17 protein-coding genes are annotated in these 17,266 nt (G+C 68.5%); 13 read left to right on the plus strand and 4 right to left on the minus strand.

The genetic code is table 11. The features are described from left to right. Nucleotides 1-136: 136 nt before the first annotated feature. Complete coding sequence (locus tag ACX40P_RS00200; protein WP_459124293.1) at nucleotides 137-1,927, plus strand: ABC transporter transmembrane domain-containing protein; 1,791 nt, start codon at nucleotides 137-139, stop codon at nucleotides 1,925-1,927. 868 nt (nucleotides 1,928-2,795) lie between these two features. Here ACX40P_RS00200 and ACX40P_RS00205 read toward each other — a convergent pair. Next, nucleotides 2,796-3,440 (minus strand): hypothetical protein, encoded by a 645-nt coding sequence (locus ACX40P_RS00205; RefSeq protein ID WP_459124294.1) that lies wholly within the window; start codon nucleotides 3,438-3,440, stop codon nucleotides 2,796-2,798. A gap of 108 nt (nucleotides 3,441-3,548) precedes the next feature. Between ACX40P_RS00205 and ispH the strand changes: the two genes are divergently transcribed. The 4 genes from ispH (at nucleotide 3,549) to ACX40P_RS00225 (ending at nucleotide 7,018) form a co-directional block, all read left to right on the plus strand. Continuing rightward, the gene (gene ispH, locus ACX40P_RS00210; protein ID WP_459124295.1) at nucleotides 3,549-4,502 is read left to right on the plus strand and encodes a 4-hydroxy-3-methylbut-2-enyl diphosphate reductase; all 954 of its coding nucleotides are present in this window, start codon (nucleotides 3,549-3,551) and stop codon (nucleotides 4,500-4,502) included. Between the two features lie 8 nt (nucleotides 4,503-4,510). Further along, a complete protein-coding gene (gene thrB / locus ACX40P_RS00215) occupies nucleotides 4,511-5,482 on the plus strand; it encodes a homoserine kinase (RefSeq protein ID WP_459124296.1) in 972 nt (323 codons plus the stop codon). Then, complete coding sequence (rnhA, locus tag ACX40P_RS00220; RefSeq protein WP_459124297.1) at nucleotides 5,479-5,919, plus strand: ribonuclease HI; 441 nt, start codon at nucleotides 5,479-5,481, stop codon at nucleotides 5,917-5,919. The genes thrB and rnhA overlap by 4 nt, the downstream gene beginning before the upstream one ends. A 70-nt stretch (nucleotides 5,920-5,989) precedes the next feature. Next, nucleotides 5,990-7,018, plus strand: coding sequence for a cupin-like domain-containing protein (locus ACX40P_RS00225; protein ID WP_459124298.1), 1,029 nt, complete (start codon nucleotides 5,990-5,992; stop codon nucleotides 7,016-7,018). On the opposite strand, the gene ACX40P_RS00230 is transcribed toward ACX40P_RS00225, so the two are convergent. Beyond that, nucleotides 7,015-8,100 (minus strand): NAD(P)/FAD-dependent oxidoreductase, encoded by a 1,086-nt coding sequence (locus ACX40P_RS00230; protein WP_459124299.1) that lies wholly within the window; start codon nucleotides 8,098-8,100, stop codon nucleotides 7,015-7,017. The two genes, ACX40P_RS00225 and ACX40P_RS00230, sit on opposite strands and share 4 nt — an antisense overlap. Next, a complete protein-coding gene (locus ACX40P_RS00235) occupies nucleotides 8,097-9,035 on the minus strand; it encodes an alpha/beta hydrolase (RefSeq protein ID WP_459124300.1) in 939 nt (312 codons plus the stop codon). The genes ACX40P_RS00230 and ACX40P_RS00235 overlap by 4 nt, the downstream gene beginning before the upstream one ends. Before the next feature lie 51 nt (nucleotides 9,036-9,086). On the opposite strand from ACX40P_RS00235, the gene ACX40P_RS00240 reads away from it, so the two are divergent. From ACX40P_RS00240 to ACX40P_RS00275, 8 genes are read left to right on the plus strand one after another with little or no spacing between them, the layout of a single operon-like run. Next, nucleotides 9,087-9,560 carry an A24 family peptidase gene (locus ACX40P_RS00240; protein ID WP_459124301.1) on the plus strand — a complete coding sequence of 158 codons (474 nt, stop codon included), beginning with the start codon at nucleotides 9,087-9,089 and terminating at the stop codon, nucleotides 9,558-9,560. Between the two features lie 49 nt (nucleotides 9,561-9,609). Next, the gene (cpaB, locus tag ACX40P_RS00245; RefSeq protein ID WP_459125187.1) at nucleotides 9,610-10,638 is read left to right on the plus strand and encodes a Flp pilus assembly protein CpaB; all 1,029 of its coding nucleotides are present in this window, start codon (nucleotides 9,610-9,612) and stop codon (nucleotides 10,636-10,638) included. 1 nt (nucleotide 10,639) lies between these two features. Next, nucleotides 10,640-12,376 carry a type II and III secretion system protein family protein gene (locus tag ACX40P_RS00250; protein ID WP_459124302.1) on the plus strand — a complete coding sequence of 579 codons (1,737 nt, stop codon included), beginning with the start codon at nucleotides 10,640-10,642 and terminating at the stop codon, nucleotides 12,374-12,376. A gap of 23 nt (nucleotides 12,377-12,399) precedes the next feature. Further along, entirely contained in the window at nucleotides 12,400-13,029 is a 630-nt protein-coding gene (locus ACX40P_RS00255) for a CpaD family pilus assembly protein (protein WP_459124303.1), read from the plus strand. Between the two features lies 1 nt (nucleotide 13,030). Beyond that, nucleotides 13,031-14,314 (plus strand): AAA family ATPase, encoded by a 1,284-nt coding sequence (locus ACX40P_RS00260; RefSeq protein ID WP_459124304.1) that lies wholly within the window; start codon nucleotides 13,031-13,033, stop codon nucleotides 14,312-14,314. Between the two features lie 46 nt (nucleotides 14,315-14,360). Beyond that, entirely contained in the window at nucleotides 14,361-15,338 is a 978-nt protein-coding gene (locus ACX40P_RS00265) for a type II secretion system F family protein (protein ID WP_459124305.1), read from the plus strand. Between the two features lie 18 nt (nucleotides 15,339-15,356). Then, on the plus strand, nucleotides 15,357-16,355 hold the full coding sequence (locus ACX40P_RS00270) for a type II secretion system F family protein (RefSeq protein ID WP_459125188.1): 999 nt from the start codon (nucleotides 15,357-15,359) through the stop codon (nucleotides 16,353-16,355). 55 nt (nucleotides 16,356-16,410) lie between these two features. Continuing rightward, the gene (locus tag ACX40P_RS00275) at nucleotides 16,411-16,803 is read left to right on the plus strand and encodes a hypothetical protein (RefSeq protein WP_459124306.1); all 393 of its coding nucleotides are present in this window, start codon (nucleotides 16,411-16,413) and stop codon (nucleotides 16,801-16,803) included. Here the strand turns inward: ACX40P_RS00275 and ACX40P_RS00280 are convergent. Further along, the gene (locus ACX40P_RS00280; protein ID WP_459124307.1) at nucleotides 16,779-17,246 is read right to left on the minus strand and encodes a chorismate--pyruvate lyase family protein; all 468 of its coding nucleotides are present in this window, start codon (nucleotides 17,244-17,246) and stop codon (nucleotides 16,779-16,781) included. The two genes, ACX40P_RS00275 and ACX40P_RS00280, sit on opposite strands and share 25 nt — an antisense overlap. Nucleotides 17,247-17,266: the final 20 nt, after the last annotated feature.

Raw genomic sequence — 17,266 nt, forward strand, 5'->3', positions numbered from 1 at the left:
CTCGGGCGATCCGCCCGCGGCTCTTCGCAGGGTGGTATAACGCCGACAAGTTTCCAGACAAATACTATCCATCGTCGCAGCGAACCGCTCGCGCCAAGGTTCCCCCGGTCCCCGTCATTCGCTAACGCGGCCGCCGATGGCCGATCCCGCACCCTCCCCCACTGCCGCCACGCCCCGCCCGCGCCTGGGCAACCTCGGCACCGTCTGGAGGATCACCGCGCGCTATCCCGGCCATATCGCCGCGGCGCTGGCGGCGATGCTGGTCGCGGCGCTGGCGACGCTCGCCATCCCCTCGTCCTTCCGCCTCATCATCGACCGGGGGTTCTCGGGCAACGGCGACATCGGGCGCTGGTTCGAATATCTGCTACTGATCGTCGTCGTCATGTCGGTGGCGACCGCGTTCCGCTTCTACTTCGTCTCCTGGATCGGGGAGCGCGTCGTCGCCGACCTGCGCGTCGCCGTGCTCTCGAACCTGCTGCGCCAGTCGCCCAGCTTTTTCGAGGAGAACCGCCCGTCGGAGATCGCGAGCCGCCTGACCTCCGACACGACGATCATCGAACAGCTGGTCGGCTCGACCGTCTCGATCGCGGTGCGCAACCTCATCATCGGCGTCGGCGGCATCGTCTACCTCTTCACCCTGTCGCCGAAACTGACCGGCATGCTGCTGCTCGGCATCCCGGTCATCATCGTGCCGCTCGCCCTGCTCGGCCGCCGCGTGCGCAGCGTCTCGCGCGCCAGCCAGGATCGCGTGGCCGACGTCGGCGCGACGGTCAGCGAGATGCTGGGCGCGATGAAGATCGTGCAGGCGTTCGGCCAAGAATCGCGCGAACGCAGCCGCTTCGTCGCCACCACCGACCGCGTGTTCGACACCGCCAAGCGCCGCATCCTGCTGCGCGCCGTCATGACCGCGACCGTCATCGGCCTGATCTTCACCGCGATCACGCTGGTGATGTGGCAGGGCGCGATCGACGTGTCGCGGGGGCGCATGTCGGGTGGCGCGATCTTCGCCTTCGTGCTGACCGGCGGGCTCGTCGCCGGCTCGTTCCAGGCGCTGATGGAGGTGTGGGGCGACCTGCTGCGCGGCTCGGGCGCCGCCGCGCGCCTCGCCGAGCTGCTGGCGGTCGAGCCGGTCATCGCCGCGCCCGCCAACCCGGTCGCCCTGCCCCAGCCGCCGCGCGGCGCGATCCGCTTCGACGCCGTCACCTTCCACTATCCCACCCGCCCCGACGTCGCCGCGCTCGACGACTTCTCCCTCGACGTACAGCCGGGCGAGACCGTCGCGATCGTCGGCCCTTCCGGTGCCGGCAAGTCGACGCTGTTCCAGCTCGTCCAGCGCTTCTACGATCCGCAGGCCGGCAGCGTCAGCATCGACGGCGTCCCCGTGTCGCAGGCTGACCCGGCAGACCTGCGCGCGCGCATCGCGATGGTGCCGCAGGAAACCGTGATCTTCGCCGCCAGCGCGCGCGACAACCTCCGCTACGGCCGCTGGGACGCCGCCGATGAGGAACTGTGGGACGCCGCCGAGGCCGCCAACGCCGCCACCTTCCTGCGCGCGCTGCCTGATGGGCTCGACACCTTCCTCGGCGAAGGCGGCGCGCGCCTGTCGGGTGGCCAGCGCCAGCGCATCGCCATCGCCCGCGCGCTGCTGCGCGACGCTCCCATACTGCTGCTCGACGAAGCGACCAGCGCCCTGGATGCAGAGAGCGAACGCCTCGTCCAGACCGCGCTCGAACGCCTGATGACCGACCGCACTACCCTCGTCATCGCTCACCGCCTCGCCACCGTCCGCGCCGCGCAGCGCATCGTCGTGATGGACGGCGGCCGCATCCTCGAAACCGGCACTCATGCGGACTTGAGCGCCGGCGGCGGGCTGTACGCGCGGTTGGCGGGGTTGCAGTTCGGCGCGGGCGGGGAGCGGGCGGCCTGAGCCTGCGCAAGCAGGATCAGGACTCGCCACGTCGGGCAGCGGTGCGGCGCAGCCGCTCCGTCTGACGACGTGGCGGATTCGGAGGTACCGGTTTCCGCGATGCAAAGCGGTCCTCCGTCGTTCGTGCAGCGCAAGGTCGAGGCCGCGCGTGCCTCGGTCTACGCCGGCAATGGTCGGTCAGATGAGGCGGTCGGGGCTGACTTCGCCGCGCGCCGGGGCCGGCCCGTCAGCAGCCGCTAAAAAATGTCGTGGCACGAAAGCTCGTGCGGGCCGGGGCCAGAAGCGGCTGTCCTACATCATGTCCCGCCTGCACAGTCAGCCCATGTCCGGCCGCTCGCCATTGCTCTACCCCGCATCAGCAGGCACGCGCGCAGATCGGCGCGATCATGGTCCCCGGACGGCCCCGCGCCCATCCTCGACGTTCGTGATTTCGGACCGCACGCCAGTCACTGACGCATGCGCGCACCTCTCAACTTTCTCAACGTTCATGCTCAACCGATCGGTTGAGTATCGGCGGACGGCATCTCAACGTTCGCCCGCGCCAGGTCCGGTTAAGATGTTGAAAAGGACCGGTTTCACGTCGCCGCGCAACCGCGCGCACGTCTCAACTTCGTCAACGTTCATGCTCAACCGACTGGTTGAGTATCGACGCACGGCGCCTCAACGTTCGCCCGCGCCGGATCTGTTCAAGATGCTGAAAACGCTCGTTTCTACCCCGCCACGCAAGCGCGCGCACGTCTCAACTTCGTCAACGTTCGAGGCGGTCCGCCACGCCGTCAGACGGAGCCGGCTGCGCCGGCACCGCTGCCCGACGTGGCGAGTCCTGATCCTGCTGGCGCAGGCTCAGGCCGCCCGCGCCGCGCCCGCCTCACCGCGTGGCGTTGTACTTCAGCTGCGCCTCGGTCAGCTGGAAGCCGACCAGCGTCTCGAACGTCGCCCGCGCCACCGCGCTGCGCACGGTCGGGTCGGCCAGCGGGTCCAGCGCCGCGTCCTGCTCGCCTGCCTTGCGCTTGCGGGTAATCTGGTCGCGAACCTCGGCGGGCAGCGTCGCCGCCGCCCGATCGACGAAGCTCGCCGACGTACCGGCGACGCTCGCGCGCGCCTGTCCGGCGGCAAAGCGTACCGTCACCGTCTGCACGCGCTTGGCGATCACCGCGCTGCCGCCCTGCGCGACGACCGTGAAGACCGGCAGCTGCACGTCACGCGGTCCGTCGGTGCGGGTGCGCGTCGCCAGCACATCGAAGGTGATGCTGGTCGCGATCGGATCGACGCCGTCATTGCAGGTCGAGCGCACGTTGGTCAGCACCGCGGTCACGTCGATCGCGTCCGCCGTGGTACGGTTCGCGGGGTTGAACAGCGTGATGTCTCCGGTCGCAGCGGGCACCGCGACGCTCGGGCACACCCCGCGCACCGCGGTGATGCCGCCGGACGCATCGATCTCGCCGGTTTGGGCGCACCCGGTCAGGCCGAGTGCGGCAAAAGAGGCGATGGCGACGATGCTGCGGGCGGTCACGGGCGGAGGCACCTTTCAGAAAATACGCGCGCGGGCGGGGCGGCCCGGCGCTCGCCGCGCTACCAAGCGCCTTCACCCCGCGCAAGCAATCGCGTAGAGGCGGACCTGATGACGACCCAGCCAAAGCCCGTGCTCGACCTGCTGATCGCCGCCCCGCGCGGCTTCTGCGCCGGCGTCGACCGCGCCATCCAGATCGTCGAGCTGGCGATCGAGCGCTACGGCGCACCCGTCTATGTCCGGCACGAGATCGTGCATAACAAGTTCGTCGTGGACAGCCTGCGCGACAAGGGCGCGATCTTCGTCGAGACGCTGGACGACGTGCCCGACGGCGTGCCCGTCGTCTTCTCCGCGCACGGCGTGCCGAAGGCGGTGCCGGCCAAGGCCGAATCGCGCGGCCTCTCCTATCTCGACGCCACCTGCCCGCTGGTCAGCAAGGTGCATCGCCAGGCCGAAAAGCTGGTCGAGACGGGGCGCCACATCCTGTTCGTCGGCCATGCGGGACACCCGGAAGTCATCGGCACCTTCGGACAGGTCCCCGAAGGATCGATGACGCTGATCGAAAGCGAGTCGGATGCCGAACATTTCACGCCCGTCGATCCCGCCAACCTCGCCTTCCTGACGCAGACGACGCTGTCGGTCGACGACACTGCGGCGATCATGAATATTCTGCAGACGCGCTTCCCCTCGATCGTCGCACCGCGTGCCGACGACATCTGCTATGCGACCTCCAATCGCCAGGCGGCGGTGAAGACGATCGCCGACTCGGTCGATCTGGTGCTGGTGCTGGGTGCAGCCAATTCGTCGAATTCGGTCCGGCTGGTCGAGGTGGCCGAGCGGCAGGGAACCCCCGCCAAGCTGGTCGCCCGCGCGAGCGATCTCGACTGGACGTGGCTCGAGGGCTGCGGCTCGGTCGGCATCACCGCCGGCGCCTCCGCCCCCGAAGTGCTGGTTCGCGAGCTCGTCGACCTGCTCGCCACCCGCTTCGAGGTGCATGAGCGCGAGGTGGAGACGACCCGCGAATCGCTGGTCTTCAAGCTGCCGCGCGAACTGCGCGCCGCGTAACTCTTCCGATGGCGGTCTATACCCAGGTGTCGGCGGAGGCGCTGCGCGTCTTCCTCGCCGACTATGACGTCGGCGACCTCGTCTCGGCGAAGGGCATCGCCGAGGGGGTCGAGAACAGCAACTACCTCGTCGACACAGACGCTGGCCGCTTCATCCTGACGCTCTACGAGAAGCGCGTCGCGGCGGGCGACCTGCCCTACTTCATGGCGCTGCTCGATCACCTCGCCGGTAAGGGGCTGGCCGTTCCCCCCGCCATGACCGCGCGGGACGGCACCGCAATCCGCGAACTCGCCGGCCGCCCGGCGTGCCTCATCCGCTTCCTTACCGGCGTATCGCTCAGCACGCCGACCCCGGCGCAGGCCCACGCCGCCGGCCGCGCGCTGGCCGACCTCCACGGCGCGTCCGCCGACTTCACGCAGGACCGCCCGAATTCGATGGGCGTCGACACCTGGCGCCCGCTGCTCGACCGCTGCGGCACCAGCCTCGACGACATCGCCCCCGGCTTCCACGCCGACATCGGCGTCGCGCTGGGTGCCACGCTGGCGACCTGGCCGACAGCCGACGAGTTGCCACGCGGTGTGATCCACGCCGATCTTTTCCCAGACAACGTCCTGATGCTGGGCGACGACGTCACCGGGCTGATCGACTTCTACTTCGCCTGCACAGACTACCGCCTCTACGACCTCGCCATCATGCACGCCGCGTGGAGTTTCGACGCCACCGGCCGCGATCATGACGCAGCGGTCGGCGATGCGCTGATCGCCGGCTATACGGAGCGGCAGCCGATCGCCGACGAGGACATGCGCCATTTCTCGACGCTCGCGGTCGGTGCGTGCATCCGCTTCACCCTGTCGCGTGCGTGGGACTGGCTGAACACCCCGCCCGACGCGCTAGTGATGCGCAAGGATCCGCTCGCCTTCTGGCGCCGACTGAAGGTGTACGATGCGGATCTCGCCGCACAGCTGAAGACGCTGGCATGAGCGAGCTCCCGCATGTCGAGATCGCCACCGACGGCGCGTGCAAGGGCAATCCCGGCCGCGGCGGCTGGGGCGCGCTGCTGCGGTTCGGTGCGACCGAGAAGGAGATGTCGGGCGCCGAGAACCCGACGACCAACAACCGAATGGAGCTGATGGCCGCGATCCGGTCGTTGCAGGCGCTGACGAAGCCGTGCCGCGTCACCCTGTCGACCGACAGCCGCTACGTCATGGACGGGCTGACCAAGTGGATTCACGGCTGGCAGAAGAACGGCTGGAAGACTGCCGATCGCAAGCCGGTGAAGAACGCCGAACTCTGGCAGGCATTGCTCGCCGCCGCGCAGCCGCACCGTATCGAATGGAAATGGGTGAAGGGTCATGCCGGCCACCCCGACAACGAACGCGCGGACAAGCTGGCGAGCGACGCGGCGGTGCGCGGTTAACGTGAATTTTACCATGATGCGTCAGCTTGGCCCCGTCTCGCGGTAATCCGCCGCGGTTCGGAGCCTGACGATGAACGCCCTTTCCACGATCGAGCCCGCCACCGAATTCTGCAACGACTGGCGCCGCTGGGTCGCGGAGAACATCCTCTTCGACGCGCCGGTCGAGGGGATGATTGAGACATTGCTCGACAACGGCTTCGACCCCGAAGTCATCCGCGCCGAACTGCTGATGGCGATGGAGCACCCCTATGTCGCCGGCGGGAAGCGCATCGCCGCCCGCCTCGCCAAGCGCGACTGGGTGCTGGCCGCGATCGCCAAGGCCGCGGCGATGGAGCCGCGCCTCGCCGCCATCGAACGCCGCCACCGCCCGGACGGCGCGACCTTCCTGCGCGACTTCTGGTCGACCAACCGCCCGGTGCTGATGACCGGCCTGATCGACCACTGGCCCGCCCGCCGGCTCTGGTCGCTCGACCATCTCGACGCCACGCTCGGCGACCGCGAGGTCGAGGTGCAGCTGAACCGCGAAAGCGACGTCAATTACGAGACGCAGGCGCACCGCTTCGTCTCGAAACGGCCGCTCGGCCAGATCATTCAGCGGCTGCGCGACGAAGGCCCCAGCAACGACTTCTACCTCACCGCCCGCAACGGCGGCCACAACCGCCAGGCACTGGCCCCTCTGTGGGACGAGGTCGGCGGCATCCCCGGCATCCTGTCGGACGGCGGCCAGGACGGCGGCTTCTTCTGGATGGGGCCGCAGGGCACGATCACGCCGTTCCACCACGACCTCACCAACAACCTGCTGTTGCAGGTGGTGGGGCGCAAGCGGGTCGTCCTGGTGCCGAGCTGGGAGGTCACGCGGATGCGCAACCAGCATCATTGCTTCAGCGAATGGCCCGGCCCCGACGCCATCGCCGCGCTGCCCGACGCCGTGCGCCCGCTGATGCAGGAAGTCGTGATCGAACCCGGCGAGGCGCTGTTCATCCCGATCGGCTGGTTCCACTATGTCGAGGGGCTGGATACGACCATCGGCATGAGCTTCACCGGCTTCGCCTGGGACAACGACTACGACAGCTTCTACACCTCGCGCAGCGACTGCTAGGTGAAGCGCCGCGGCGAGTAGCGCTCGAGGTCGATACCGGCGATGCTGGCATCGGGCGTCCGCCCGAGCAGCAGCGCAGCCGCCACCCGGCCCGCCGCCGGCGCGGTCTGGATGCCGAAGCCGCCCTGCCCCGCGCACCAGAAGAAGCCATCGACCAGCGGGTCGAAGCCATAGACCGGCAGGCGATCGGGCGAGAAGCTGCGCAGGCCCGCCCATTTGCGCTCGACCGCGGTCACCCGCCAGTCGACCACGCCCTCGAACCGGTCGATGGCGATCGCCACGTCCAGCTCCTCGGGCTGCACGTCGTGCGGATCGACCGGCGTCTCGTCGCTGGGGGATAGCCACAGCTTGCCGCCGGCTTCGGGCTTGAAATAGAATTGCTGGCCGATGTGCGCGACATGCGCCAGCCCCTCGGGGCACGGCGGATCGGTGCGCAGCTGCATCAGCGTGCGGCGGTAGGGCTGGATGCCGACGCCCTTCGCACCCGCCATCATGGCGACCGGATCGGCCCAGGCACCCGCCGCATCCACGACGATACCCGCCGACACCGTTCCTGCCGCCGTATCGACCCGCCAGTCGCCACCCGACCGGCTCAGCGCGCGGACGCCCGCCGACAGCAGCATCGTCGCTCCGGCCCGCCGCGCCCGGCTCTGCGCCTCGGCATGCAGCCCGGCGACGTCGATATAGGCACAGCTCGGCTCCATCACGCCCAGCACCCAGTCGTCGCGCAGACCCGGCACGTGCTCGCGCGGGTCGACCCGCTCCAGCGTCACCCCGGTGCCGTCGAACGCGTCGAGGAAGGCATCGATCTTCGCCGCCTCTTCCGCCCGCCCGATATGCAGGGATCCCAGCGGCGCCAGGAAGCCGCCGTCGCGCAGCGCCGCTTCCGACGCGCTCGTCAGCGGCTGGATCCCGGGCCCGCCATAGGTTTCGGACCAGAAGGCGGCCGACCGCCCGGTCGCGTGGAAGCCGGCGACGTCCTCCGCCTCCAGCAGCACAACCGACGCGTGCGGCGCCACCTCGGCAGCCAGGGTCGCCCCGGCGATGCCGCCACCGATGATGGCGATGTCGTAGCGGGTCATGCCGCAGTCCTCTCATCCAGAAAATCGTCGATCTCGGTCAGCGCCCGGTTCCGTACCGCATCGCGCTCCCGCAATATCTCATGCGCCGATTCGGCGCCGAACCGCACCACGCGCACATCGGGCAAGCGCGCTGCGACCGCCAGCGCCGCCGCTGGGTCGACCAATTGATCGGCCTCCGCGATCAGCATCAGCACCGGGACCTTCATGGCCCGCAGCGCGGCCGATTCGCGCAGCAGGCGGGTGGAGGCGAACCCCTGCGCCAGCCAGCGCCAGCTCGGCGGCCCCGTCACCAGCCGCGGGTCGTGCGCCTGCCACCATTTCTCGTCATCGTAACGCGCCGCGTCTCCAGTCAGCAGCGTGGCCCGGTCGATCCGCGTATGCGGCCGCTCGTTCCCCTTCCACGCCGCCCGCCCCGGATCGCCGAGCCCAGCGATGAGCGCAGCCAGCGATTCGCCGACCCGTGCGCCGACCGGTGAGCGCAGCCCCAGCATCGGCGCCACCAGTACCGCCGCATCCGCGCCGACCGCGCCCTCGACCAGCCCGCGCAGCAACAGGTGTCCGCCCATCGAATGGCCGACGACAACGCGCGGACCTGCCATCGCCGGCTGCGCCGCGACGAAATCGCGCAGATCGCGGATGTAGCTGCCATAGTCGTCGATGTGCCCGACCTGCGCGGCGGGCGTCGTGCGCCCCGACCCCGCCTGCCCGCGCCAGTCGAACCCGAATACCCGCCATCCGCGGTCGTGCCAATGCGCCATCGTCTCGAGATACTTCTCGAAGAAATCGCCGCGCCCCGTCTGGAACAGGATCGACCCGCGCGACTCGCCCTCGACCGGCCAGTCGAAGCTGCGCAGCGGCCAGCCATCGTGCGCGCGCCACTCCCCGATTTGCAGGGTCGCCGGATAGCTGCGGCGCGGATCGGGGCGGTCGGTCATCGCTGGCTGGTTACGGTTTCGAAAGAGGCTGCGTCTAGGGGTTTAGGGTTGATGGGGGATTCAATCTTCACTGCCGTCCTGCTCGGGGCGCTCGGTATCCTGCTGCTGTCGGCAGGGATCGAGGACGCACGCACGCGTGAGATCGCCAACTGGAAGAACGCCGTCATCGCTTTAATGGCACCGGCGTGGTGGTGGGTCAGCGGCTATTCCCCGTGGCCCGATGCGGCGTTGCAGGTCGGCGTCGCGATCCTCGTCTTCGGCCTGTTCGTCGGTGCGTTCGCGCTGGGGCAGATGGGTGGCGGCGACGTGAAGCTGATCGGCGCACTGGCGCTGTGGATACCGCCGCTCGCGCTTGTCGCGATGCTGGTGGCGATGTCGATCATCGGCGGTGTGCTGACGATCGTGATGCTGGTCGATCACAAGCTCGCCCGGCGCAGCGCCCCGCTCGAAATTCCGTACGGCATCGCCATCGTGATCGCCGCGATGCTGTGGATGCGCGAACCAATAATTAACCAGTTTGGGTGATGCTTAAGGGCAGATCAACCGCTGCGACTGCGAAAGGCGCGTGACGATAATGGACGGACGCAAGATCATCCTGCTGGTAGGGGCCCTGCTGATCGCAGGCGTGACCGCATTCATGGCGCGCAGCCTGATGAGCGGCACGTCCGCACCGGTTGCCGCGGCCGCCGGCCAGCCCGTCGTCATCGACGGCCCCGAAGTGCTCGTCGCGACCAAGGCGCTGCCCGTCGGCACGATCATCGACGCCACCGCGCTGAAGTATCAGCCCTGGCCCAAGGATCTGGTGGAGAACGCCTATTTCCTGAAGCAGGGCACCGATCTGAAGAACGTGGTCGGCACCGTCGTCCGCTACGCCATTCCCGCCGGCCAGCCGGTGACGCAGGGCGCGCTCGTGAAGCCCGGCGATCGCGGCTTCCTGGCCGCCGCGCTGGGTGCGGGCATGCGTGCCGTCACCGTGCCGGTATCGGCGCAAACCTCGGTCGCAGGCTTCATCTTCCCCGGTGACCGCGTGGACGTCATCCTGACCCAGTCGGTTCCGGGCGGCGGCGACGGCGCCCCGCTGAAGGCGTCGGAGACGATGCTGCGCAACGTCCGCGTGCTCGCCACCGACCAGAAGACCGACAAGGCGGTCGACGAGAAGGGCAACACCCAGGTCACGACCTATTCGACGGTCACGCTGGAGGCGACGCCCGCCATCGCGGAAAAGATCGCCGTCGCCCAGACGGTCGGCGCGCTCTCGCTCTCGCTCCGCTCGATCGCCGACAATGCCGGCGAGCTCGAGGAAGCCATCGCCAGCGGCGCGCTGAACGTGCCGGACGGCACCAAGGCGGAGGCGACGATGCTCGCCAACGTCGCGGCGCGGCCGATGGAGAGCAAGGGCAGCTTCTCGACCGGTGCCGACGTCTCGCGCTTCCAGCGGTCCAGCGTGCCCGGCAAGCCTGGCAACAGCCAGCCGGCTCTGTCCGGCGTCCCGATGACGCCCGGCCCGATGGGCGGCGCGCCGAGCACAATCCCGCAGGGTCCGGTCGTCCGGGTCGCCCGCGGCAACGATGTCACCGTGGTTCCGGTGGGGGGAAAGAATTAACATGCGTAGCCACGCTCTCATCCGGCGCCTGTCGGGGGCGACAGCCTCTGCCGCGCTGGTCCTGACCACGGTTCTGCCGGCGACGGCATCCGCGCAGGGTAGCCGCGTTCGCGTCGGTCAGCCGGCGGGCGTCGAGCGCCCCACCACCGAGGTGCAGCTGTCGGTCGGCCAGGGCCAGCTCGTCAACCTGCCTGCGGCGGTGACGACGGTCTGGACCTCCAATCCGGGTGTCGCCGACGTCTATGTCAGCAACGCCCGCCAGATTAACCTGTTCGGCAAGGACTTCGGCGAGGCGACCATCTTCGCCACCGACGCCCGCGGCGCGGTGATCTATTCGGCCAGCGTCCGCGTCAGCCAGAACCTGACGTCGATCGACCGCATGATGAAGCTCGCGATGCCGGACGCCGACATCAAGGTGACGACGGTCGGCCAGCTCGCCGTCCTGACCGGCACCGTCGCGTCGCCGACCGATGCGCAGGAGGCGCAGCGCCTGGTCACGTCGCTGCTCAACCCCGGCATCGACATCTCGGGCGCCGCCCCGCTGAAGATCGGCGTGGTCAACCGGCTGCGCACGGCGACGCCGCTGCAGGTGAACCTGCAGGTGAAGTTCGCCGAGGTCAGCCGCAGCTTCATCAAGAACATCGGCGTCAACCTGCAGACGCGCGACACCACCGGCGGCTTCCAGTTCAACGTCGCCAGTGGCCGCACGGTCGGAAACATTACGGCGGCCGACACCTCCAGCTTCCCGCTGCTCGACGCATCGTCGCAATTCGGCCTGCCTGCGGGCTCCATCAACCTGCCGTTCAATCCGCAGACGGGCAGCTTCGTCTACCCGAACACGGGCACCAAGTTCGACTTCTCGAATCTCGCCAATACGCCGCTGCGCACCGCGGTCGGCCTCGCCACGAAGCTGGCCGGTCTCGACATCCTGTCGGCGATCGATCTCGGTGAGACGATGGGTCAGGTGACGACACTCGCCAATCCCAACCTGACCGCGCTGTCGGGTGAGACGGGCACATTCCTGGCCGGCGGCGAAGTGCCGATCCCGATCGCATCGGGCCTGGGCACCATCTCGATCGAGTACAAGCAGTATGGCGTCAGCCTGGCCTACACGCCGACGGTGCTCGCCGACGGGCGCATCTCGCTGCGCGTCCGCCCGGAAGTGTCGCAGCTGTCGTTCGACAACGCGGTGACGCTGGCCGGCACGCGCATCCCCGGCATCACCACGCGCCGCGCGGAGACGACGGTGGAACTGGGCTCCGGCCAGAGCTTCATGATCGCCGGCCTGCTGCAAAACAGCCACAACAACAGCTTCAGCAAGACACCCGGCGTCGCCGACATCCCGATCCTGGGGGCTCTGTTCCGGTCGAACGCCTTCTCGCGCAACGAGACCGAGCTAGTCATCATCATCACGCCGTATCTGGTGAAGCCGGTCAACGCGAACGACATCGTTCTGCCGACCGACGGCTATCGCGCGCCGACCGACGCGTCGCGCGTCCTGCTCGGCACATTGTCGAGCGGACGGACGGACGAGGATCGACCAAAGCCGCAGATGGCGACGCCGACCGCGCCCTCGCCGTCGATCGGCGCAGTGACGCCCGCCGCGATCGTACCCGGTCCGGTGGCCCCAGCCCGCAACGACGCGGCCGGCATGATGCCGCCCGCCGCCGCCCCGGCGCGCAAGGGCAAAGACAAGAAGGATGCCGGCGGCGCGATGCCCGGCTTCAGCTTCAACTGATGACCCGCGCAGGAGACAAGACGATGGTTCGTAGCGCCCGTATCCTGTTGCTCGCCGCGACAGCGTTCGGCCTGTCGGCGTGCGGCACCCCCAATCGAGGGCTCGAATCGGTCCACCAGCCGGTGGTCGAGCGTGCCGACTATGCCTTCGACGTCGCGACCGACGGTTCGGCGCTGGCGTCGGGCGAGATCGAGCGGCTGCAAGGCTGGATGAACGCGCTGCGCCTCGGCTTCGGCGATCGCGTGGCGGTGGACATGGCCGGCGCGACCGACGCCGGCGTGCGCGAGGCCGTCGCGGCGCAAGCGGCACGCTTCGGCCTGCTGGTGTCGGACGAGGTGCCGGTGACCACCGGGCAGATCGCGCCGGGCACGGCCCGCATCGTCGTATCGCGGATGCGCGCGAGCGTGCCGGGCTGTCCCGATCACAGCCGTGTCAACGGCGTCGATCTGGAGGGTCATACCGAATCGAACTACGGCTGCGCGATCAACGCCAATCTGGCGGCGATGATCGCCCGGCCCGAAGATCTGGTCCGTGGCCAGGCGGGCACCGACGTGTCCGACCCGAACGTCGCCTATAAATCCATCGAGACGCTGCGCCGTACCGCCCCGACCGGGGCCAACGGTCTGCCAGCCGTCAGCACGAGGAGCCGCTAACGTGAACGCCCCGTGGAATCCGGCGCGCAGCGCCACGCGTGAAGCCTTCGCCGCCTATGTCTGCGATCAGGTGACCGCCGACGCGATCCGTCCGATCGTGATCGAACTCGGCTGGACCGCCGACAAGATCGCCAAGGGCGGATTGCGCAACGCCGTCCAGTCGCTGTCCGTATCGGCCAGCCCGCACGTCCTGTTCGTCGATCTGTCGGAAAGCAGCGATCCGTTGCACGATATCAACGCGCTGGCGGAGGTGTGCGAACCCGGCACCGTCGTTATCGCCGCCGGTCAGATCAACGACGTGCGCCTGTACCGCGACCTCGTCGCGAGCGGTATCCAGGATTATCTGCTCAAGCCGCTCAACCCGGAAGTCGTGCGCGAAAGCTTCGCCAACGCGCACGCGATCCTGAACGCGCCGAAGGTGGCCGAGGTCGCGGTCGAGCGGCCGCACACCTCGATCGCCGTCATCGGCGTGCGCGGCGGCGTCGGGGCATCGACACTGGCGACGTCGCTCGCCTGGCTGACCAGCGAGAAGGGCAAGCGCACCACCGCGCTGCTCGATCTCGACGTGCATTTCGGCACCGGCGCGCTGGCGCTGGACCTGGAGCCCGGCCGCGGCCTGACCGATGCGATCGAAAACCCCAGCCGCATCGACGGCCTGTTCATCGAACGCGCCATGGTGCGCGCGTCGGACAAGCTGGCCGTGCTGTCGGCGGAGGCGCCGATCCATTCGCCGATCGTCACCGACGGCACCGCCTTCCACCAGTTGCAGGAAGAGATGCGCAGCGCGTTCGAATCGACGGTGATCGACATGCCGCGATCGATGCTGGTCAATCACCCGCACCTGATCGGCGACGTGCAGATCGCGGTGATCGCGACCGACTTCACGCTGGCTGCCGCGCGCGACACCATCCGCCTGCTCGCCTGGTTCAAGACGAATGCGCCGAGCGCCCGCGTGATCGTGGTCGCCAACCGCGTGCAGCCGGCCGCCAATCAGGAAATCGCCCGCAAGGATTTCGAAGGCTCGATCGAGCGAAAGGTCGATTTCGCCATCCCGTTCGAGCCCAAGATCGCCGCGCAGGCCGCCAAGCTCGGCAAGCCGCTGGCGGAGGCGGGCAAGGGCCAGAAGTCGCTCGCTCCGCTGCACGATCTCGCGCAGCAGCTGCTGGCCTTCTCCGATGCGTCGGACGACGGTGTCGGCAAGGCGGGTGATGCGGGCAAGGCCAACGGTTCGCTGATCGCCAAGCTCGGTGCGCTCGGCGCGAAGCTGCCCGGCAAGAAGAAGTAAGTCTGTCCTGGCGTCTGGCCGGGCATTTGGAAGGACCGCGTCCACCGTGGATATCGTGCCGATCTTTATGATATGCGCCGGGGCCTTCCTGGTGCTGGTGATGGTGGCGGTCGCATTCAGCGGGCCGTCGGCGCAGCGCGCCGGCACGCGCCGCCTGGGCGCGATGAAAACACGGCTGACCACCGATTACCTGACGCAGACGATGGATGCGCAGGTCCGCAAGATCGCGACCGCGCGCGCGTCCAAGATGGACCTGACGGTCGGCCGCCTGCTGCCCAACCCGGCGCAGTTGCAGAAGCGGCTGGCGATGACCGGCAAGGACTGGACGGTCGGCAAATACGGCATGGCCACCGCGGGGCTCGCGATCTTCGCCGCGCTGGCGCTCACCCTCTATGGCGCGCCGATCCTGCTGGCGCTGTTCGCCGGGCTCTTCATCGGCGTCGCCGTGCCGCATGCCGTCGTCGGCTTCCACATCAATCGCCGCATCGCGCGCTTCACCGCGAAGTTTCCCGACGCGATCGAGCTATTGGTCCGCGGCCTGCGCTCCGGCCTGCCGATCACCGAGACGATGGGCGTCGTCGGCGCCGAGGTCGAGGGGCCGGTCGGCGAGGAATTCCGCATGGTTTCCGACAAGATGAAGATCGGCCGGACGATGGACGCGGCACTGCAGGACACGTCGGACCGGCTGGGCACGCCCGAATTCCAGTTCTTCGTCATCACCATCGCTATCCAACGCGAGACGGGCGGCAATCTGGCCGAGACGCTGGCCAATCTGGCCGACGTGCTGCGCAAGCGCGGGCAGATGAAGCTGAAGATCAAGGCGATGTCGTCGGAATCGAAGGCATCGGCCTACATCATCGGATCGCTGCCCTTCATCGTGTTCGGCATGATCTGGTTCGTGAACGGCAGCTACATGCAGAACTTCTTCCAGGACGACCGCCTCATCATCGCCGGCGGCGGCGGGATGGTGTGGATGGCGATCGGCGCGTTCATCATGCGCCAGATGATAAACTTCGAGATCTGAGGGCGGAGCGCCATGACCATGACCACATCCGGCGGCCCGACCCTCCTCGGCATCGACGTGCTCTGGGTCGCGACGATGCTCTCGGGCGTCGCCGCGCTCGCCGTGATCTTCGCGATCTATACCGCGACCACGGTGTCCAACCCGATGGCGAAACGCGTCAAGGCGCTGAACGAACGGCGCGAGCAGCTGAAGGCGGGCATCACCGCCTCGACCAGCAAGCGCCGCGCGAAGCTGGTCCAGAAGAACGAGGCGACCGACCGCATCCGCGCGTTCCTGACGTCGTTCAAGATGCTGCAGGATTCGCAGGTCAAGCAGGCGCAGCAGAAGCTGATGCAGGCGGGCATCCGATCCAAGGAATGGGCGGTCGCGGTCATCTTCGGCCGGCTCGTTACGCCGATCGTGATCGGCGGGCCGATGCTCTACCTGATCTACGGCACCGACACCTTCGCCGAGTGGAGCTCGATGAAGGCCTATGGCCTGGCCGCGGGTACGATCATCATGTCGTACAAGGCGCCCGACATCTTTCTGAAGAACAAAATCCAGAAGCGGCAGAAGGAAATCCGCAAGGGCCTGCCCGACGCGCTCGACCTGTTGGTGATCTGCGCCGAGGCGGGCTTGACCGTCGATGCCGCGTTCCACCGCGTCGCCAAGGAACTGGGCCGCGCCTATCCGGAGCTCGGCGACGAATTCTCGCTGACCGCGATCGAGCTGGGTTTCCTGACCGACCGGCGTCAGGCGTTCGAGAATCTGGCGCAACGCACCGACCTGGATGCGATCAAGGGCGTGACCACGACCATGATCCAGACCGAGAAGTATGGCACGCCGCTCGCCTCGGCGCTGCGCGTGCTGTCGGCGGAGTTCCGCAACGAACGCATGATGCGCGCCGAGGAGAAGGCGGCACGGCTGCCCGCGATCATGACGGTGCCGCTGATCCTGTTCATCCTCCCCGTGCTGTTCATCGTCATTCTCGGCCCCGCGGCGTGCAGCATCAACGACCAGTTGCTGAGCGGAAGCTGAGGCGGAACGGAGCGTGGTGACGGGTCGTTGATCCTCCGTAACAGGAGGAACGTCGATGCTGTTCACCACCCCGACCCAGTTCGCGGTCCTGGCCGTCTGCCTGTTGGCAGGCTGGCTGTTCGGCCTCGCCACCCACCCCGGCGGCAAGAAGGCCAAGGCGCGGCTGCGCGCGCTGGAGTCCGAGCACGCCATCTACCGCAAGGAAGCCGAAGCGCGGATCAAGGCGGCGGAGGCGGAGCACGCCACCTATCGCAAGGATACCGACGCCCGCATCGCCGCCGCCGAGGCGGACCGTGAACGGCTGGCGCGAACCGCTCCGGTGGCACCGGTGACGCGCGACGAAACCGTGCGGCGCGATGCGGCGGTGCGGGATGACATCCCCGTCGAGCGAACCGACACGACCGGCGTGCGGCCCGCCTTCACTCAGTCGAGCACCTCGCGCGTATAATTCTCGATGACTTCGGCGATCGGGCGACCGGTCGCCGGCACGACCAGCGCGCGGAGTTGCAGGACAGTGTCGCCGTCGTCCGGGAGCTGGCGTGACAGGATACGCCGCGTGACACCGAGGCGGCGGATGACCGCGCCGAACGGCGTATCGCCCTCCAGCGCGGTGTTCATCGCCGGCGTGAGGCGTGCGGGCACATACCAGTTCTCCGCCCGCGACAGCGTTCGTGAGCCGCACACCAGCCGGACGCAGCGATAGGCGACCAGCTCGTCGTCCTCAACGTCGAGCAGCCGGCGTTGTTCGGGCGAGGGCGCGCGGTGCAGCGAGCGATCGACGACGGCTCGGACGGCGTCGTGCGGGCAGCGGCGTTGCAGCACCTCGGTCGCACTCGCCGCCGCCGCCAGCTCCGCCTCCAGCCGCGCGACGGCGTCGGTGGTCAGCAGCATCGCCAGCCTTCCACCGCCCC

Source organism: Sphingomonas sp. RS2018 (assembly GCF_054489605.1).